Source organism: Pseudomonas sp. St290, from assembly GCF_018325805.1.
GTDB classification, from domain to species: domain Bacteria; phylum Pseudomonadota; class Gammaproteobacteria; order Pseudomonadales; family Pseudomonadaceae; genus Aquipseudomonas; species Aquipseudomonas bijieensis.
On record NZ_AP014703.1, the window covers coordinates 1,224,022 to 1,242,704 of the forward strand.

Genomic DNA, 18,683 nt, shown 5'->3' on the forward strand with positions numbered 1-18,683 from the left:
CCAAAAATTGAACACCTTGACCCTTCCTGAGCCTATTGCCGCGTACTTCGCGGCCGAACACAACCCCGACGCCTTGGCGCGTTGCTTCACCGCGCAAGCCGTCATGAAGGACGACGGCCGTACCTACACGGGCATCAACGCCATCAAGGCCTTTATGGCCGAGGCATCGGCCAAGTACAGCGCGACGAGCGTGCCATTCGCCATTGAGGGAGAGGACGGCTTTCAACTTGTCCGCGCCAACGTCACCGGCAACTTCCCTGGCAGCCCGATCGTCCTGTCCTACCGCTTTCGCCTTGAACGCGGCCTGATCGCATCGCTGGAGATCACGGCATGAGCTTCGACCTTCATCTGAATGGCCTGCGGACATTGGTCACCGGCGGCACGCTGGGCCTTGGCGCTGCAGTCGTGAAAACCCTTGTAGAGGCCGGCGCTCGGGTGGCGACATCCGCGCGCACCGTGCCAGCGGAGCCGGTGGAGGGCGTCACCTACGTGGCTGCCGATCTGTCGACGGCGCAAGGTACGAATCACCTTGCTCAGACCGTCCTGCAGGACTGGGGCGGCGTCGATATCCTGATCAACGTGCTCGGCGGTTCGAAGACCCCCGGTGGCGGTTTCGCCGCGATCAGTGATGAGCACTGGTTCGCCGAGCTGAACCTGAACTTGATGCCTGCCGTACGCCTGGACCGTGCGTTGCTGCCAGCGATGCTGGCTCAGGGCTCCGGCGTCATCATCCACGTCAGCTCCATCCAGCGCGTGCTGCCTTTGCCCGAGTCCACCACCGCCTACGCCGCAGCCAAGGGAGCCCTCACGACCTACAGCAAGTCTCTGGCGAGAGAGGTGACGCCGAAGGGCGTTCGCGTGCTGAGCGTTGCGCCGGGCTGGATTGAGACTGAGGCTTCCGTAGCGTTTGCGCAGCGGATGGCGGCAGACGCCGGAACGGATTACGAGGGCGGCAAGAAAATCGTCATGGATTGGCTGGGAGGAATTCCAGTGGGCCGACCGGCCACACCACAAGAGGTGGCCGATTTGATCGCTTTCCTGGCGTCCCCTCGGTCCGCTTCGATCGCAGGGTCCGAGTATCGGATCGACGGCGGCACCGTTCCGACTCTTTAGCCAACAGCCGCGACTGGCTGAACACGGGGCGCGTGACCTCGCAGCATGGCCCCGGCAGGCGCCGAGGCTTTCCCGAACCGGACGTGGCAGGTCTGCCGCGTCCGGTATCAATGTCCACCCGCAAACGCCCCGTCGCTACAGTCAAAGCTCTGCTCTCAAACTGTCAAAGGCGTCCTCCAGGAATTTGGCCACCGGTTTTCGCTGGCCGGTCTGATCCCGCCACGCCTGAAGCGCGAGTCTCATCGCACCGACGGACACCACAGCCACCATCCGAAGGGCCAACCGCCGCTCAGGCTGCCGCCAGACCTCACACAGCGCGTTGAACAGCGCTTGCTCCTGTTCCGCGTAGTACGCCTGCTTGCGCGCAAGAAGCGACTCGCTCGAACGCATGAGATTGTCCACGGCTGTCATCTGCTCGGTCGTATAGCGCGCGATGTGCTTGACCATCACATCGCGAACAGCATCGAGTGGCGGTACGTCGGGCGATGTCTTCAGCAGATCGGCAATCAGCCTGGCCGAATCGGCGTCCTGCCAGAACAAGATGATGTCGTCCTTCGATTTGAAGTACGAGAAAAACGTGCGGCGCGAGATGCCAGCCGCTGCCGCGATGGTGTCCAGCGTTGTGCCTTCGTACCCGTTGGCGAGGAACAGGCGCTGGCCGGCCTCGGCGATGCGCTGGCGTGTTTCGCGGCGCTTGCTTTCGCGCAAGCCTTCTGTGGGTGCTGCATCTGCGGGGGGGAAGGATTCTGACATTCCAATGGCCTGTTGCATTTCTGCACTAAGTGCAGCAGAGTTAGCACTGAGTGCATATTTATATGCACCTAGTGTATATTTCAACTTCTCGACAGGCAAGGATCATGACCCACTGGACAGTTTCCGACATCCCTTCCCAACGCGGCCGTACGGCGGTCGTCACCGGTACTGGCGGCCTTGGATTCCAAGACGCGCTGGCACTGGCCCGGGCCGGTGCGAATGTCATCATCGCAGGTCGAAATCCGTCGAAAGGGGCGGCGGCAGTCGATCAGATTCGCCAAAGTGTTCCCGGCGCGAATGTGACTTTCGGGGCACTGGACCTCGCCAGCCTCGAATCCATCGAGTCGTTTGGTGAGCGTCTGCGGAGTTCGCGCGACAGCCTGGACTTGCTGATCAACAACGCGGCAGTGATGGCGCCGCCGAAGCGTCAGGTGACTTGCGACGGATTCGAGTTGCAGTTCGGCACGAACTACCTGGGTCACTTCGCCTTGACGGCCCAATTGCTGCCGCTGTTGCGCAAGGGCAACAAGCGCGCGTGGTCAGCCTTTCAAGCGTCGCCGCTCGAAGCGGCACGATCAACTTCGATGATCTGCAAGCTCAGCGCAGCTACAGGCCGATGCCGGTTTACAGCCAATCGAAACTCGCTTGCCTGATGTTCGCCCTTGAATTGCAACGCCGCAGCGATGCTGCGGGCTGGGGCATCCAGAGCATCGCTGCCCATCCTGGCATTTCGCGCACCGATCTGTTGCCCAATGGCGCCGGCGCATGGAGCGTTCCGGGTATGGCTCGTCGTTACATGTGGTTCCTGTTCCAGCCGGCAGCGCAGGGGGCGTTGCCGACCATCTTCGCCGCGACTTCACCGCAGGCTCAAGGCGGTGTCTATTACGGCCCGGACAGGCTCGGCGAAATACGCGGCTATCCGGCCGTTGCCAAGATTCCTGCGCAAGCACTGGATGCGAGCGTCGCTGCGAGGCTGTGGATTGAATCGCAAGGGCTTACGGAAGCGGTCTTTCGGTAAACCAACCCTGTACAAATACGTTGTCTATGCTTCGCGACTGCCAATCGCGCCTTCCGGCAGTACCCGACGGCCAGAATACCTTGAAATATCAGCTTGCTGACGATGGCTGCGCTCCGGATGAACTGGTCGAGCGGCTGGGTGAAGCGGGCTGCGATGATGCCTTGGTAGGCATCGGGCAGCCGGGGCGGCTTGCGCTTGAGTTCACGCGCGATGCGCCTGACGCGGTTGAAGCCGTGCTTAGTGCGCTGAGCGACGTTCGCCGCGCAGTGCCATCGGCCAGACTGATCGAGGTTGCGCCTGATTTAGTCGGGGGGGATAGCAAGGTATGCGTCCCAGATGAGTTCTATACTCTCGGCACCCATTGCGGCGATGAACAGGTCGCAATAAGGAGCCTGCCATGAATGACACTCAAAAACTTGCCGCCTTGCGCATCGTCTTGATCGTAGTCGGTCTGATCGCCGTCTTCGCGTTCTGGCCGTTGATGGTTCTGTGGCCGTCCGGTTGGGCGTGGCACAGCGGCCATTCCGATTATCCGCTGATGATGGTCGGCATCTATGCGACGCTCGGTGTGTTCCTGCTGCTGGCATCCCGCGATCCGCTGAAACACCTGAGCTTGATCTGGTTCACGGTGTGGTCGAGCGTCGTGCATGGCGCGATCATGGCTGTGCAGTCGTTTGGCATCGGGATGGACGGGGCAAGCCAGTACGGCCATCTATTGGGCGATGTGCCTACGTTGCTCATTGTCGCAGTGGTGCTGGCATTCTTAACACCGCGGGGCGAGAAAGCGCATTTGCTGCCTGATTGACCCTCAGTGCGGCGGTAATCCAAGGCCTTGTGGATAACTTCCATGAGGCTTTTTTCATTTTCGCCGCCCTTACTGTTTCTCATCTGCGGGTGTATCGTATTCGCCTTTTGCGGGCCCAACGGTTCGCCGCGGATTCAAGAGGTGCTTGCGTTCATGTCCTTTACCCGTCGCCAAATACTCGGTGGCCTGGCCGGTCTTGTTGTCGTTGGTGTGGGTGCGGGAGGTGCTTCGCGGTATTGGCTGGGCAAGATGGCGGATGCCGAGGCCGGCCATGACTATGAATTGATCGCGGCGCCCCTGGACGTCGAGCTGGTGGCCGGGCACAAGACCCAGGCCTGGGCCTTTGGCCCGTCGGCGCCGGGCACCGAGCTCCGGGTGCGCCAGGGCGAATGGTTGCGGGTGCGCTTCATCAATCACCTGCCGGTTGCCACCACCATTCATTGGCACGGGATCCGTTTGCCGTTGGAGATGGACGGCGTGCCGTATGTCTCGCAACTGCCGGTTCTGCCGGGCGAGTATTTCGATTACAAGTTCCGCGTGCCGGATGCCGGCAGCTATTGGTATCACCCCCACGTCAACAGCAGCGAGGAGCTCGGGCGTGGGCTGGTGGGGCCGCTGATCATCGAAGAGCGCGAGCCTACCGGGTTCAAGTACGAACAAACCCTGAGTCTCAAGAGCTGGCATGTGGACGAGCAAGGCCAGTTCGTGGCATTCAGCATTCCTCGCGAAGCCGCGCGAGGTGGCACGGCCGGGCGCCTGGCGACCATCAATGGCGTGCCGGAGGCGGTGATTGAGCTGCCGGCCGGGCAGATCACTCGGGTGCGTTTGCTCAACCTGGATAACACCCTGACCTACCGGATCAATATTCCAGGCGTTGAAGCGCAGATCTATGCGCTGGACGGCAACCCCGTCGAACCGCGCCCGCTGGGCAAGGAATACTGGCTTGGCCCGGGCATGCGCATTTGCCTGGCGATCAAGGCGCCGCCGGCCGGGGAAGAGCTGTCGTTGCGCAATGGCCCGGTGCGCCTGGGGACTTTGCGTTCGGTGCCTAACAGTGACGCACCGACCCAGTGGCCGCCGGCGCTGCCACCCAACCCGGTGTCCGAGCCGGACCTGGCCAATGCCGAGAAACTCAACTTCAATTTCGAATGGGTCGGCTCGGTGTCGGTCAACGTCGACAATGGCAAGCCGCCGAGTCTGTGGCAGATCAACGGCAAAGCCTGGGACATCACCGACAAGACCTGCGCCGACCGGCCAATCGCCACGCTGAAAAAAGGCCAGAGCTACATTTTCGAATTGAAGAACATGACCCAGTACCAGCATCCGATCCATTTGCACGGAATGAGCTTCAAGGTGATTGCATCGAACCGGCACAAGGTCGTGCCGTACTTCACCGACACTTACCTGCTGGGCAAGAACGAGCGGGCGCAGGTGGCGCTGGTGGCGGATAATCCGGGGGTGTGGATGTTCCACTGCCATGTCATCGACCACATGGAAACCGGCCTGATGGCCGCCATCGAGGTGGCTTGATGCGCCAGATTCGCCCCGCCAGAATCATCGACCGCAGCCGTGACCAGGACTTCATGCGCGAAGCCCTGGCCCTCGCCGCACAGGGCGCGGCCCTGGGCGAAGTGCCGGTGGGCGCGGTGCTGGTGCAGGATGGCGAGATCATCGGGCGCGGCTTCAACTGCCCGATCAGCGGCCACGACCCCAGCGCCCATGCGGAAATGGTCGCCATCCGCGCCGCCGCCCAGGCGGTGAGCAACTATCGCCTGCCCGGCAGTACCCTTTATGTGACGCTGGAGCCCTGCAGCATGTGCGCCGGCCTCATCGTCCATTCGCGTATCGCCCGGGTCGTCTACGGCGCCCTGGAGCCCAAGGCCGGGATCGTGCAGAGCCAGGGGCAGTTTTTCAGCCAGGGTTTCCTGAACCATCGGGTGATGTTCGAAGGCGGGGTGCTGGCTGAAGAGTGCAGTACGGTGTTGAGTGAGTTCTTCAAGGCCCGTAGAGCCAAATCCTCAGACTGACACCTTTCCCCCTAATGTGGGAGTGAATCTCTGTGGGAGCAAGGCTTGCCCGCGATGAACGATAACGCGGTCTTGCTATAGACCGCGGTGCCGCCATCGCGGGCAAGCCTTGCTCCCACAGGTTCATTCCTACAGAAGCTTGCACACAGCGGGGCGATTTATTTCCGCGCCACAATCACTGCCCGCATTGGTGCCGGCAGTCCTTCGATGGTCTTGCTGTGGTCGGCGGGATCGAGGAAGTCACTCAACGACTGGTATTTCATCCACTCGGTGCTGCGCTGTTCTTCCACGGTGGTCAGGCTCACGTCCACACAACGCACATCGCTGAACCCGGCGCGGCGCAGCCAGCGTTCCAGGGCCGGGACCGAGGGCAGGAACCACACGTTGCGCATCTGCGCGTAGCGGTCCTCGGGCACCAGCACCTGATGTTCGTCGCCTTCGATCACCAGGGTTTCCAGCACCAGTTCGCCGCCTTTGACCAGGCAGTCCTTGAGGGCCAGCAGGTGTTCGATCGGCGAGCGGCGATGGTAGAACACGCCCATGGAGAACACCGTGTCGAAGCCTTCCAGCTCCGCGGGCAAGGCTTCGAAGGGGAATGGCAGGTGCCAGGCATTGGGCTGTGACAGGTAACGCTGCACGGCCTGGAACTGGCAGAAGAACAGCCAGTTGGGGTCGACGCCGATCACCGTGTCGGCCCCGGCGCCGAGCATGCGCCACATGTAGTAACCATTGCCGCAGCCCACGTCGAGGATGCGCTTGCCTTTGAGATCCAGGTGCGGTGCGACCCGCGACCACTTCCAGTCCGAGCGCCATTCGGTGTCCACGTGCACGCCAAACAGGTCGAACGGCCCTTTGCGCCACGGCGACAGGCCCATCAACGCCGTGCGCATTCGTGCCCGGGTTTCGTCAGAGCAATCGGTGTCGAGGGTCAGCCCGTTCAGCAGGTCGATTTCAGTCGGTTGCAGCATTGGCAAGGCGTCGAGAGCGTTCTGCCAGCGCTCCAGGTCGCCATGGCCTTTTTCCATTTTGCTGTCGAGTTGCGTCTGCAGGGTCGCGGCCCAATCGGCCAAGGGGGTACCGGCCAGGCGGCGGGCGAGGGGAGACAGATCGATCATGGCAGGGCAATCAACGAGGCGAAGTTAAGACACTGGAACCACGGCACGACTTTCGAGAACCCGGCCGCCAACAGGCGTTCGCGGTGTTCTTCGAGGCTATCGGGCTTCATGACGTTTTCGATGGCGCTGCGTTTCTGGGCAATCTCCAGCTCGCTGTAGCCGTTGGCGCGCTTGAACGCCACGTGCAGGTCGGTGAGCAGGGCGTGTTCCTCGACATCGTTGAAGCGCAGTTTTTCCGACAGGATCAGGGCGCCGCCGGGCAGCAGCGACTGGCGAATGCGGCTCAACAGCGCGGTGCGCTGGTCCGGCGCGATGAATTGCAGGGTGAAGTTCAGCGCCACCACCGAGGCGGGCTGGAACGTCAGGGCGAGGATGTCGCCTTCGATCACCTCAACGGGCAGCAACTCCTGGAACATCGAGTCCTGGCCGTTGAGGTATTCGCGGCAACGCTCGACCATGGCCGCCGAGTTATCCACAGCGATGACACGGCAACCGTCGGTGCGCACGTGGCGGCGCAGGGCCTGGGTCACCGCACCCAGGGACGAACCCAGGTCATAGAGCACGCTATTGGGTTGGGCGAATTGCGCGGCGAGCACGCCGAGGTTTTCGACGATGGTCGGGTAACCCGGCACCGAACGCTTGATCATGTCCGGAAACACCCGCACCACGTCCTCGTTGAAGGCGAAGTCCGGCACTTGGGCCAGGGGTTGGGCGAATAGGCGATCGGGTTCTTTGCTCACGGCGGTTCCAGCGGCATGGGTGGTGAAAAGGCCGGCATTTTAACCAAAAAACCGGTGGGAGCGAGCTTGCTCGCTCCCACATTGATCTTTGTTCAGCGCTGCTTTTGCGGGAACGCTGACGCCGTGATGCCCCATTGGCCCAGCCAATAACTGATGATGATCAGATAAGGCGCGGCATGGAAGGGCTGTATGAACCGGTTGATGCCGATCAGGCTGTCGGAAAACACAAAGGCCAGCGCCCCGGCGGCGGCCAGCCAGGCCGAGCGTTTCGGCACCTCGGTACCCAACCGTGCCAGGGCTCGCCAGAGCATGGCGCTGATAGCCAGGCCGTAGACAATCACCGGCACCAGCAACGGCCCGAGACCGCTCGACAGCAGTATCCCCAACAGCACTGCGCCGATGCCCAAGGCCAGGGCCAATGGCAGCAGCGCCGGACGGTGACAGTCGCTCAGGTAAGCTTTCAGGTAAGCCAGGTGCGCCAGCAGAAACGCGCCAAGGCCGAACACGAACAGATCCCCCGGCCAGGCCAGTAACACATCGCCCACCAGCGAAAAAATCAGCCCGAGGCTGATCCAGCGCCGATACTCGCCTGGCGGCGCATCGTGCAGCCAACCGAGCAGGGCCAGCACCGGCATAGGCTTGACCAGCAGACACAGCAGCGTGGCGTGCATGGCCAGGCCGTACAGGTAAGTGGCTGCGCCCATCAGTGCAAGGATCAGCCAACCCACGGTCAATTCACCGCAATGGCGCAGTCGAAGGTTTCCACGGGCGGTACTTCCGGAGCCCAGGGTTGTTGATAAGTCAGGCGCAGACGCCCAGTGCCGGCGTTGAACGCCTGGAAGCGCCAGGTCGAGACCCCGGCGGCGCCGACGATGCCGGCGTCTTCCGGGTTGCGATAAACCTCGGGGCCGAGGCCTTTGAGCACGCCGCCGGCCGAATCCTGGATCGCCCAGCGATAACCGGTGGTGGGGTTGCTCGGCAAGCTCAAAATCAGGTTCTGCCCGTTATTGAGCCGCACCGGGCACTGGCTCAGTTTTTCCACGGTCACGTTGCGTCCGCTTTGCGTGGCGCAGGCGCTCAGCAGGGCGAGGCTCAAGGGGACGAGCAGGCGGGTGATGGACATAAGGGTGATGACTCCGGCATTCACGACGAACGGCGAGCATAACCGAAGATGCTACCAGGTGTGTCAGCTGGGGAAGTGCTGTCGCTGATGACGCTATCGCGGGCAAGCCTTGCTCCCACAATGGATCTTTGTCGCACACTGACTCTGTGAGCGACATTAAACCCTGTGGGAGCAAGGCTTGCCCGCGATGGGGCCCGCATAAGCGCTACAGTTCTATCAGAACAACACCTTGGCCACATCCGCAAACCGCTTGGCAAAGTGCACCGTGACGCCTTCCTTGAGGTAGTCCGGCAGTTCTTCGAAATTGCCCCGGTTGGCTTCCGGCAGGATCAGTTCATTGATTTTCTGCCGTCGCGCCGCGATCACTTTCTCGCGCACGCCGCCGATCGGCAGTACATGCCCGGTAAGGGTCAGTTCGCCGGTCATGGCCACGCCTTTTTTCGGTGGCTGGTTACGGGCCAGGGACAGCAGGGCGCTGGCCATGGTGACCCCGGCGCTCGGGCCGTCCTTGGGCGTGGCGCCTTCCGGTACGTGCAGGTGAACGAAGGCCTCGTCGAAGAATTTCGGATCGCCGCCGAATTGCTTCAGGTGCGAACTGACGTAGCTGTGGGCGATTTCCGCCGACTCTTTCATCACGTCGCCCAGTTGCCCGGTCAGCTTGAAACCGCGATTGAGGGTGTGGATGCGCGTTGCCTCGATGGGTAAGGTCGCGCCGCCCATGCTGGTCCAGGCCAGGCCGGTAATCACTCCGACGCCGGACAACACCTGCTCGTTGCGGAACACCGGTTTGCCCAGGGAGGCCTCCAGGTCTTTCGGCCCGAGCTTGATCACCGCTTTGGGGTCGTCGATCAGCTTCATCACCGCCTTGCGCACCAGTTTGCCCAGTTGTTTCTCCAACTGCCGCACCCCGGCTTCACGGGCGTAGCCGTCGATCAGGGCTTTGAGGGCGCTGTCGTTGATGCTCAGGCTGCCCTTGGACACGCCGGCCTTGGCCAACTGCTTGGGCCACAAGTGGCGCTTGGCGATGGCGACTTTTTCTTCGGTGATGTAACCCGACAGGCGGATCACTTCCATCCGGTCCAGCAAGGGGCCGGGGATCGAGTCCAGGGTGTTGGCGGTGCAGATGAAGAGCACTTTCGACAGATCCAGGCGCAGGTCCAGGTAGTGATCGAGAAATTCGACGTTCTGTTCCGGGTCGAGGGTCTCGAGCAGGGCCGACGCCGGGTCGCCCTGGTAGCTCTGGCCCATCTTGTCGATCTCATCGAGCATGATCACCGGGTTCATTACCTCGACATCCTTGAGCGCCTGTACCAGCTTGCCCGGCTGGGCACCGATGTAGGTGCGCCGATGGCCCTTGATCTCGGCTTCGTCGCGCATGCCGCCAACGCTGAAACGGTAGAACGGCCGCCCCAGGGACTCGGCGATGGACTTGCCGACGCTGGTCTTGCCCACGCCCGGCGGGCCCACCAGCAACACGATAGAGCCGCTGATCTCGCCTTTGTAGGCACCGACGGCGAGGAATTCCAGGATACGGTCCTTGATGTCGTCCAGGCCGGCGTGGTGCTGGTCGAGAACCTTGCGGGCATGCTTGAGGTCAAGTTTGTCCTGGCCGTACACGCCCCACGGCACCGAGGTTGCCCAATCCAGGTAATTGCGGGTAACGGCGTATTCCGGCGAGCCGGTTTCCAGGATGGAGAGTTTGTTCATCTCCTCTTCGATGCGCTTCTGCGCCTGGGCCGACAGCACCTTGCCTTCCAGCCGTTGCTCGAACTGTTCGATATCGGCGCTGCGGTCGTCCTTGGTCAGCCCCAGCTCCTGCTGGATGACCTTGAGCTGTTCCTTGAGGAAGAACTCGCGCTGATGCTCGCCGATCTTGTTGTTGACCTCGGCGGAAATCTCTTTCTGCAGCCGCGCCACTTCGACTTCCTTGCGCAGCATCGGCAGCACTTTTTCCATGCGCTTGAGCATGGGCACGCAGTCGAGCACTTCCTGCAGTTCGCTGCCGGTGGCGGAGGTGAGCGCGGCGGCAAAGTCGGTCAGTGGCGATGGGTCGTTGGGGCTGAAGCGGTTGAGGTAGTTCTTCAGCTCTTCGCTATACAGCGGGTTGAGTGGCAGCAGTTCCTTGATCGCGTTGATCAGCGCCATGCCGTAGGCCTTGACCTCGTCGGTCGGCTCGCTCGGCTGGTGCGGGTATTCGACTTCCACCAGATACGGTGGGCGATGGTGCTTGAGCCAGGTGCGGATGCGCACGCGAGTCAGGCCCTGGGCGACGAACTGCAGCTTGCCGCCTTCCCGGCTGGCGTGATGCACCTTCACCAGCGTGCCGTACAGCGGCAGTTTCGAGGTGTCGAAATGGCGCGGGTCTTCCTGGGGCGTGTCCATGAAGAACAGTGCCAGGGAGTGGTGTTCGGACTTGGCCACCAGCTCCAGGGTCTCGGCCCACGGTTCTTCGTTGACGATGACCGGCAACACCTGGGCCGGGAAGAAGGGGCGATTGTGGATGGGGATGATATAGACCTTGTCCGGCAGGTTCTGGCCAGGCAGGGCCAGGCCGGTACCGGACGAGGTGTGTTCGATGTGTTCGGAGTCAGCGTCGTAATCGTGAGTGGCTTCAGTAGAGTGCTGGTCGCTCATGGGGCACCTGCGCAATGGGGTATGGGTCTTAGATGGGGCAGGTGGGGGGTGGTTTCAATGGTAAGCGACTGTTAGCGGTTATTTCATTGGCGGGTGTTCAGGCTTGCGACAGCTTCCCGTGGCGAGGCATGCAGCGCTCGCCACGGGCCTCAACCTAGGCGACCCGGTTCAAGTCGTTGTGGCGCGTCTCCTTCAGGCACAGCACGGCGATCACGCTGAGCAGCGCGGCTGCTGAAACATAGCCTCCGACATAACTCAAACCGCCCATCGCCACCAGTTTCTGGGCGAAGAACGGCGCGGCCGAGGCACCGACGATACCGCCCAGGTTGTAGGCGGCCGAGGCGCCGGTGTAACGCACGTGGGTCGGAAACAGCTCCGGGAGCAAGGCGCCCATGGGGGCAAAGGTCACACCCATCAGGAACAGCTCGATGCACAGGAACAGTGCCACGCCCCCGGTCGACCCGTGGGTCAGCAAGGGTTCCATGAGGAAACCCGAGGCAATTGCCAGCACACCGCCGAGGATCAATATCGGTTTGCGGCCGTAGCGGTCGCTGGCCCAGGCCGACAGGGGGGTAGCGGCGGCCATGAACAGCACGGCAAAGCACAGCAGGCCCAGGAATGTCTCGCGGCTGTAGCCGAGGGTGGACACGCCGTAGCTCAGGGAAAACACCGTCGAGATATAGAACAGCGCGTAACACACCACCATCGCCGCCGCGCCCAGCAGCGTCGGCGCCCAGTACTGGCTGAACAGCTCGACCAACGGCACCTTGACCCGCTCCTGGCGGGCCATGGCATTGGCGAATACCGGGGTTTCATGGAGTTTGAGCCGCACATAGAGGCCGACGATCACCAGCACGGCGCTGAGCAGGAACGGAATCCGCCAGCCCCAGGAGCGGAATTGCTCATCGTCCAGGCTCATGGCCAGGGTCAGGAACAGCCCATTGGCCGCCAGGAAGCCGATGGACGGCCCCAACTGGGGGAACATGCCGAACCAGGCACGCTTGCCTTTGGGCGCGTTCTCGGTGGCAAGCAGCGCCGCCCCGCCCCATTCACCGCCCAAGCCCAGGCCCTGGCCGAAACGCAGCAGGCACAGCAGGACCGGTGCCCAGGCGCCAATGCTGGCATAACCGGGCAGCACGCCGATGAGCGTGGTGCACACCCCCATCAGCAGCAGGGACGCCACCAGCGTGGACTTGCGCCCGATCCGGTCGCCGAAGTGGCCGAACAGCGCCGAGCCCAGCGGCCGGGCGAGGAAGGCGATGCCGAACGTCAGGAAAGACGACAGCATCTGTGCCGTACCAGAAGTTTGCGGGAAGAACACCGGCCCGATCACCAGGGCCGCCGCCGTGGCATAGACGTAGAAATCGTAGAACTCGATGGCGGTGCCGATGAAGCTTGCGGTCGCCACGCGGGTGGCGGAATTTGTCGGCTGGACAGGCACAGCCTCGTTGCAGGTAGTGGTCGTCATGCGGTTATCCCTGACAGTCATGTGCTCCGTTGGAGCGAATTATTATGGTCGAACGCCCAGGGATGTGGGCGGGTACCCTTTCGCTGTTTCGGGTAGGAACAGTCGCAGGGCTGATGCGGATTTCGCCGATGGTCGGACCGGAACCGGCTGAGTGCAGGGTAGACGCAGGGTCCGGTAAGCGGCTTGAGTATAGGAAGGAGGCTAACGAATCAACAAGAGAGCCCGCACACAATATTGAAGCGTGCGCTGAGCTTCTGTGGCGAGGGGATTTATCCCCGCTGGGCTGCGCAGCAGCCCTAAAACCCGACAACTCGGTGCGCCAGGCAAAATTGAGTTGACTGTATTTGGGGCTGCTTTGCAGCCCAGCGGGGATAAATCCCCTCGCCACAACGGTGTTTCACTTGGGATTCAGGAAACAGCAGGCACCGAGCTGTTATGCCACGCCAGCACCTGGCTCACACGGTTGTCCACGGTTTCGATGATTTCCAGTCGATACCGCCCGATCTTCAGGCATACCGGGCTTTCGGGAATGGTTTCCAGGGCTTCGGTCACCAGCCCGTTGAGGGTTTTGGGGCCGTCGCAAGGCAGGTGCCAGCCCAGGGTCCTGTTCAACTCACGAATCGACGCCGCGCCATCGATCATCAGGCGGCCATCGGGCTGGGGATGGACATGGGGATTGTCGAGGCTGTGCTCGCTTTCGAATTCGCCGACGATTTCTTCGAGGATGTCTTCCAGGGTGACGATGCCCAGCACTTCGCCGTATTCGTCCACCACCATGCCCAGGCGCCGCTGCTGCTTGTGGAAATTCAGCAATTGCAGCTGCAGTGGTGTGCTCTCGGGCACGAAGTAGGGATCGTGGGAGGCGGCCAGCAGCGCTTCCTTGGTCAGGCTCGCGTCCGCCAGCAGGTGGCGGATCTGGCGGGTGTTGAGCACCGCTTCGACCTGGTTGATGTCGCTGTGGAACACCGGCAGGCGGGTACGACGGTTCAGGCGTAGCTGTTCGATGATCTCGCCGATGGGGTCGTCGAGGTTGATGCCATCGACCTCGCTGCGGGGCACGAGGATATCGTTGACGGTGATGTTGTCCAGGGCGTGGATGCCGGAAATCGGGTGCAGCCGGCCGCTGTTGTGCTCCGGTTCATGCTCGCTACGCGGTGGCGCGGGCATTTCGTCGTCGCTCTGTTGCACCATGCTGGCCTTGCGGGCAAATGGGCGCAGCAGCAATTGGCTGGCGCCATTCAACAGCCAGGCAAACGGATAGAGGATCTTCAACGGTATGCCCAGCAAGGTGTTGCCTAGTGCCAGCACCGCTTCGGGCTGGCGAGTGGCCAAGGTGCGCGGCAGGTAGTCGGCAAACACCAGCAGGGCGGCGCTGGTGCCGAGCCAGGCCACCCAGGGGCCGTTTTCCAGCCAGGTAAAAATCGCCAGCAAGGTGCCGATGACCACGGCCAGGGTGCGGCAGAGGGTATTGCACAGGATCAGGCTAGCCAGCGGGAATGTCAGCGTCGCCAGCGGTTTGTCAGTGGCGCGCGAGGCCGTACGCTGGGCCAGCAGGTGTTGCTGGGCGGCTTCGATCGCGGTGAACAGGGCCGACCAGAGGATCAGCACCACCAGCACGGCAAACAGCGGCGCCACGGGCAACGTATCCATCAGGGCCGTCCGTCACACATGCAGGATGTATTCGCGGACCAGCTTGCTGCCGAAGTACGCGAGCATCAGCAGGCAGAAACCGGCAAGGGTCCAGCGAATCGCCTTGTGCCCGCGCCAGCCGAGGCGGTTGCGGCCCCACAGCAGCACGCTGAAGACTATCCATGCCAGGCAGGCGAGCAGGGTCTTGTGCACCAGGTGCTGGGCGAACAGGTTCTCGACGAACAACCAGCCGGAGATCAGCGACAGTGACAGCAAGCCCCAACCGGCCCAGAGGAAGCCGAACAGCAGGCTCTCCATGGTTTGCAGCGGCGGGAAATTGCGGATCAGCCCGGACGGGTGCTTGTTCTTGAGCTGATGGTCCTGCACCAGTAACAGCAGGGCCTGGAACACCGCGATGGTGAACAGGCCATAGGCCAGGATCGACAGCAGGATGTGGGCGAGGATGCCCGGCTCTTCATCGATGATCTGCACTGTACCCGACGGCGCGAACTGCGCCAGCAGCACCGTGGCCAGCCCCAGCGGGAACAGCAGCACCAGCAGGTTTTCCACCGGGATGCGCGAGCAGGCCACTAGTGTCAGGGCGATCACGGCGACGGCGATCAGGCTGGCGGCGTTGAAAAAGTCCAGGCCCAGGCCGATCGGCGTCATCAGGTGGGTATAAAGGCTGGCCGCATGGCCGAGCACCGCCAGCACGCCAAGCGTGACCAGCAGGCGTTTGTTCGCCTTGGCACCGGTGGCCAGGCGTGAGCCTTGATAGAGGGTCGCAGCGGCATAAAGGCAAGCGGCGGCGAGCGTGGCAAACAAGCTGGGTGACAAGGGGAGCATAAATCCTGTTAGGCAAGCCCGAAAGGCGCTGAGTTTGGCATAGAACCCCCTCCGCACGAAAGACCACCGCAACTGACAGTAAGGTGTACGTCGCCCGCTTCTTCGCTATAATCCGCGACCTGCCCACGCCGCAGGCTCGCCGAGCACATTTTTCACGGTCTGGGCCGCCATTATCCCGGTCTCATCTGGGCCTGAAAGGATCGCGCATGTTTGAAAACCTAACCGACCGTCTCTCGCAGACGCTGCGCCATGTCACCGGCAAGGCGAAACTGACCGAGGACAACATCAAAGACACCCTGCGCGAAGTGCGCATGGCGTTGCTCGAAGCCGACGTCGCCCTGCCGGTGGTCAAGGACTTCGTCAATTCGGTCAAGGAACGCGCCGTCGGCACCGAAGTGTCGCGCAGCCTGACGCCGGGCCAGGCGTTCGTGAAGATCGTCCAGGCCGAACTCGAAAGCCTCATGGGCGCCGCCAACGAAGACCTGAACCTCGCCGCCGTACCGCCAGCGGTGGTGCTGATGGCAGGTCTGCAAGGCGCGGGCAAGACCACGACGGCCGGCAAGCTGGCTCGCTTCCTTAAAGAGCGCAAGAAAAAGTCGGTGATGGTGGTGTCCGCGGACATCTATCGTCCGGCGGCCATCAAGCAGCTGGAAACCCTGGCCAACGATATCGGCGTGACGTTCTTCCCGTCCGACCTGAGCCAGAAGCCGGTGGACATCGCCCAGGCGGCTATTAAAGAAGCAAAACTGAAATTCATCGACGTGGTCATCGTCGATACCGCCGGTCGCCTGCACATCGATGAAGAGATGATGGGCGAGATCAAGGCGTTGCATGCCGCGATCAACCCGGTGGAAACCCTGTTCGTGGTCGATGCCATGACCGGCCAGGACGCGGCTAACACCGCCAAGGCGTTCGGTGACGCACTGCCGTTGACCGGCGTGATCCTGACCAAGGTCGACGGCGATGCCCGTGGCGGTGCCGCGCTGTCGGTGCGCGCCATCACCGGCAAGCCGATCAAGTTCATCGGTATGGGCGAGAAGAGCGAAGCGCTCGAGCCGTTCCACCCCGAACGTATCGCTTCACGCATCCTCGGCATGGGCGACGTGCTCAGCCTGATCGAGCAGGCCGAGCAGACGCTCGACAAGGACAAGGCCGACAAACTGGCCAAGAAGCTGAAGAAGGGCAAGGGCTTCGATCTCGAGGACTTCCGCGACCAACTGCAACAAATGAAGAACATGGGCGGTCTTGGCGGGCTCATGGACAAACTGCCGAACATCGGTGGTGTGAACCTGGCGCAGATGGGCAATGCCCAGGGCGCGGCTGAAAAGCAGTTCAAGCAGATGGAAGCCATCATCAACTCCATGACCCCGGCCGAGCGCCGCGACCCTGAGCTGATCAGCGGTTCGCGCAAGCGTCGTATCGCCATGGGTTCCGGCACCCAGGTGCAGGACATCGGTCGCTTGATCAAGCAACACAAGCAGATGCAGAAGATGATGAAGAAATTCTCCGCCAAGGGCGGGATGGCCAAGATGATGCGCGGCATGGGCGGTATGTTGCCCGGCGGCGGCATGCCGAAAATGTAAAGAATCTGCGCCGGCTGTCATGTCGGCGTTGCCCCGCACGGATGCGGGGATCTCCAGCAAACCCGTGCTGCACGGGAGCTGACCTGCCGTTTTTCATGACGGCTCCATGGCAAATCTTGATCGCACGGCCCAGGCGCCGGAAAAAGACATTTGCAAAAGGCCGGATATTCCTTAGAATATGCGGCCTTTCGGGCACCTATGCCCGCTGTGCATTTAGATTTGCAGCACCGACTACAGGAACGATGTTCACATGCTAACAATCCGTCTTGCCCTTGGCGGCTCCAAAAAGCGCCCGTTTTACCACCTGACCGTAACCGACAGCCGCAACCCGCGTGACGGTTCCCACAAGGAGCAGGTTGGTTTCTTCAACCCTGTTGCCCGTGGTCAGGAAGTTCGTCTGTCCGTGAACCAAGAGCGCGTAGCCTACTGGCTGAGCGTTGGTGCACAACCTTCTGAGCGCGTTGCTCAGTTGTTGAAGGAATCGGCTAAGGCTGCGGCCTGAGCAATATGAACGCGACGCCAAAAGATGCCGGTGATTTGATCGTTGTCGGCAAGATCTATTCTGTACATGGCGTTCGCGGCGAAGTGAAGGTGTATTCCTTTACTGATCCGATCAAGAACCTGTTGGATTACAAAACCTGGACGCTCAAGCGCGAAGGTAGCGTGAAACAGGTGGAGCTGGTCAGCGGACGTGGGAACGACAAGTTCCTGGTCGCAAAGCTCAAGGGTCTCGATGATCGTGAAGAAGCGCGTCTTCTGGCCGGTTATGAGATCTGCGTGCCGCGCAACCTGTTCCCTGAACTGACCGACGGCGAGTACTACTGGTACCAGCTGGTGGGTCTGAAGGTCATCGACCACCTCGGGCAATTGCTCGGGAAAATCGATCACCTGCTCGAGACCGGTTCGAACGATGTCATGGTGGTCAAGCCTTGCGTCGGCAGCCTGGATGATCGCGAACGCCTGTTGCCCTATACCGAGCAATGCGTGTTGGCCGTCGACCTTGCCGCAGGCGAGATGAAGGTGGAATGGGATGCGGATTTCTAAACGTGGCTAATTTGCGCGTTGAAGTCATCACATTGTTTCCCGAGATGTTTTCCGCCATCAGCGAGTACGGCATAACCAGCCGCGCGGTGAAACAGGAGCTGTTGCAGCTCACTTGTTGGAATCCGCGGGACTACACCACGGATCGACATCACACTGTGGACGATCGCCCGTTTGGCGGTGGTCCGGGCATGGTGATGAAGATCAAGCCCCTGGAAGACGCTCTGGTTCAGGCCAGAACCGCAGCCGGGGAGGGCGCGAAGGTGATCTACCTGTCGCCCCAAGGCCGCCAGCTGACTCAGTCGGCGGTACGCGAGCTGGCGAATTCGGATGCATTGATCCTGATTGCCGGCCGTTACGAAGGCATTGACGAGCGTTTCATTGAAGCTCATGTCGATGAAGAGTGGTCGATTGGCGACTATGTACTGTCTGGCGGCGAGCTGCCGGCGATGGTCCTGATCGATGCGGTTACACGACTGCTGCCTGGAGCTTTAGGGCATGCAGATTCCGCTGAGGAAGATTCCTTTACGGATGGTCTGCTGGATTGCCCGCACTACACCCGACCGGAGGTGTATGCGGATCAGCGTGTTCCCGACGTGTTGCTAAGTGGCAACCACGCGCACATCCGGCGTTGGCGTTTACAGCAGTCCCTTGGTCGGACCTATGAACGACGCGCCGATCTTCTGGAAAGCCGCTCGCTTTCTGGAGAAGAGAAGAAGCTGCTCGAGGAATACATCCGCGAGCGGGACGATAGTTAACAACGTATCGATGGTGAGTCCGACGACTTG

20 protein-coding genes and 1 pseudogene are annotated in these 18,683 nt (G+C 61.7%); 12 read left to right on the forward strand and 9 right to left on the reverse strand.

Translation table 11 applies throughout. The features are described 5' to 3' along the window. Positions 1 to 7 precede the first annotated feature (7 nt). The gene (locus PBDP_RS05215; protein WP_212801921.1) at positions 8 to 334 is read left to right on the forward strand and encodes a nuclear transport factor 2 family protein; all 327 of its coding nucleotides are present in this window, start codon (positions 8 to 10) and stop codon (positions 332 to 334) included. Next, positions 331 to 1,113: an SDR family oxidoreductase gene (locus PBDP_RS05220; RefSeq protein ID WP_176688579.1), complete on the forward strand. Its 783-nt coding sequence runs from the start codon at positions 331 to 333 to the stop codon at positions 1,111 to 1,113. Before PBDP_RS05215 ends, PBDP_RS05220 begins: the two co-directional genes overlap by 4 nt. A gap of 141 nt (positions 1,114 to 1,254) precedes the next feature. On the opposite strand, the gene PBDP_RS05225 is transcribed toward PBDP_RS05220, so the two are convergent. Continuing rightward, complete coding sequence (locus PBDP_RS05225) at positions 1,255 to 1,866, reverse strand: TetR/AcrR family transcriptional regulator (protein WP_109753635.1); 612 nt, start codon at positions 1,864 to 1,866, stop codon at positions 1,255 to 1,257. Between the two features lie 104 nt (positions 1,867 to 1,970). Between PBDP_RS05225 and PBDP_RS29855 the strand changes: the two genes are divergently transcribed. The 6 genes and pseudogenes from PBDP_RS29855 to tadA all read left to right on the forward strand — a co-directional run bounded on the left by PBDP_RS29855 (position 1,971) and on the right by tadA (position 5,716). After that, positions 1,971 to 2,519: an SDR family NAD(P)-dependent oxidoreductase gene (locus tag PBDP_RS29855; protein WP_249411839.1), complete on the forward strand. Its 549-nt coding sequence runs from the start codon at positions 1,971 to 1,973 to the stop codon at positions 2,517 to 2,519. After that, the gene (locus PBDP_RS29860) at positions 2,519 to 2,884 is read left to right on the forward strand and encodes an SDR family NAD(P)-dependent oxidoreductase (protein ID WP_249411840.1); all 366 of its coding nucleotides are present in this window, start codon (positions 2,519 to 2,521) and stop codon (positions 2,882 to 2,884) included. Before PBDP_RS29855 ends, PBDP_RS29860 begins: the two co-directional genes overlap by 1 nt. Positions 2,885 to 2,910: 26 nt before the next feature. After that, positions 2,911 to 3,195 (forward strand): annotated as a pseudogene (locus PBDP_RS05235) (hypothetical protein); the annotation flags it as partial. Positions 3,196 to 3,281: 86 nt separating this feature from the next. Further along, positions 3,282 to 3,689, forward strand: a complete 408-nt coding sequence (locus tag PBDP_RS05240) for a DUF6632 domain-containing protein (RefSeq protein WP_109753637.1) — start codon at positions 3,282 to 3,284, stop codon at positions 3,687 to 3,689. A gap of 153 nt (positions 3,690 to 3,842) precedes the next feature. Continuing rightward, a complete protein-coding gene (locus tag PBDP_RS05245) occupies positions 3,843 to 5,219 on the forward strand; it encodes a multicopper oxidase family protein (protein ID WP_109753638.1) in 1,377 nt (458 codons plus the stop codon). Then, positions 5,219 to 5,716 (forward strand): tRNA adenosine(34) deaminase TadA, encoded by a 498-nt coding sequence (tadA, locus tag PBDP_RS05250; protein ID WP_060739067.1) that lies wholly within the window; start codon positions 5,219 to 5,221, stop codon positions 5,714 to 5,716. The genes PBDP_RS05245 and tadA overlap by 1 nt, the downstream gene beginning before the upstream one ends. Positions 5,717 to 5,874: 158 nt before the next feature. Here tadA and cmoB read toward each other — a convergent pair whose 3' ends face one another. The 8 genes from cmoB to PBDP_RS05290 all read right to left on the reverse strand — a co-directional run bounded on the left by cmoB (position 5,875) and on the right by PBDP_RS05290 (position 15,271). Further along, positions 5,875 to 6,831 (reverse strand): tRNA 5-methoxyuridine(34)/uridine 5-oxyacetic acid(34) synthase CmoB, encoded by a 957-nt coding sequence (gene cmoB / locus PBDP_RS05255; RefSeq protein ID WP_116831527.1) that lies wholly within the window; start codon positions 6,829 to 6,831, stop codon positions 5,875 to 5,877. Next, positions 6,828 to 7,571, reverse strand: coding sequence for a carboxy-S-adenosyl-L-methionine synthase CmoA (gene cmoA, locus PBDP_RS05260; RefSeq protein WP_109753640.1), 744 nt, complete (start codon positions 7,569 to 7,571; stop codon positions 6,828 to 6,830). Before cmoA ends, cmoB begins: the two co-directional genes overlap by 4 nt. A 92-nt stretch (positions 7,572 to 7,663) precedes the next feature. Next, positions 7,664 to 8,299: a lysoplasmalogenase gene (locus PBDP_RS05265; RefSeq protein ID WP_109753641.1), complete on the reverse strand. Its 636-nt coding sequence runs from the start codon at positions 8,297 to 8,299 to the stop codon at positions 7,664 to 7,666. A 2-nt stretch (positions 8,300 to 8,301) separates the two neighbouring features. Further along, a complete protein-coding gene (locus PBDP_RS05270) occupies positions 8,302 to 8,694 on the reverse strand; it encodes a protease inhibitor I42 family protein (protein WP_109753642.1) in 393 nt (130 codons plus the stop codon). A 216-nt stretch (positions 8,695 to 8,910) separates the two neighbouring features. Further along, a complete protein-coding gene (gene lon / locus PBDP_RS05275) occupies positions 8,911 to 11,328 on the reverse strand; it encodes an endopeptidase La (RefSeq protein ID WP_109753643.1) in 2,418 nt (805 codons plus the stop codon). A 154-nt stretch (positions 11,329 to 11,482) separates the two neighbouring features. Next, complete coding sequence (locus PBDP_RS05280) at positions 11,483 to 12,796, reverse strand: MFS transporter (protein ID WP_109753644.1); 1,314 nt, start codon at positions 12,794 to 12,796, stop codon at positions 11,483 to 11,485. Positions 12,797 to 13,204: 408 nt separating this feature from the next. Beyond that, complete coding sequence (locus PBDP_RS05285; protein WP_212801922.1) at positions 13,205 to 14,446, reverse strand: HlyC/CorC family transporter; 1,242 nt, start codon at positions 14,444 to 14,446, stop codon at positions 13,205 to 13,207. A 12-nt stretch (positions 14,447 to 14,458) separates the two neighbouring features. Next, entirely contained in the window at positions 14,459 to 15,271 is an 813-nt protein-coding gene (locus PBDP_RS05290) for a cytochrome C assembly family protein (RefSeq protein WP_109753647.1), read from the reverse strand. A 206-nt stretch (positions 15,272 to 15,477) separates the two neighbouring features. Here PBDP_RS05290 and ffh point away from each other — a divergent pair, with 206 nt between their 5' ends. The 4 genes from ffh (at position 15,478) to trmD (ending at position 18,653) form a co-directional block, all read left to right on the forward strand. Then, positions 15,478 to 16,854, forward strand: a complete 1,377-nt coding sequence (ffh, locus tag PBDP_RS05295) for a signal recognition particle protein (protein ID WP_060739058.1) — start codon at positions 15,478 to 15,480, stop codon at positions 16,852 to 16,854. Positions 16,855 to 17,104: 250 nt separating this feature from the next. Continuing rightward, positions 17,105 to 17,356 carry a 30S ribosomal protein S16 gene (gene rpsP, locus PBDP_RS05300; protein ID WP_003198088.1) on the forward strand — a complete coding sequence of 84 codons (252 nt, stop codon included), beginning with the start codon at positions 17,105 to 17,107 and terminating at the stop codon, positions 17,354 to 17,356. A gap of 5 nt (positions 17,357 to 17,361) precedes the next feature. Next, a complete protein-coding gene (gene rimM, locus PBDP_RS05305; RefSeq protein WP_053182269.1) occupies positions 17,362 to 17,898 on the forward strand; it encodes a ribosome maturation factor RimM in 537 nt (178 codons plus the stop codon). Further along, entirely contained in the window at positions 17,880 to 18,653 is a 774-nt protein-coding gene (trmD, locus tag PBDP_RS05310; RefSeq protein ID WP_170845966.1) for a tRNA (guanosine(37)-N1)-methyltransferase TrmD, read from the forward strand. Before rimM ends, trmD begins: the two co-directional genes overlap by 19 nt. The last annotated feature ends 30 nt before the right edge of the window (positions 18,654 to 18,683 follow it).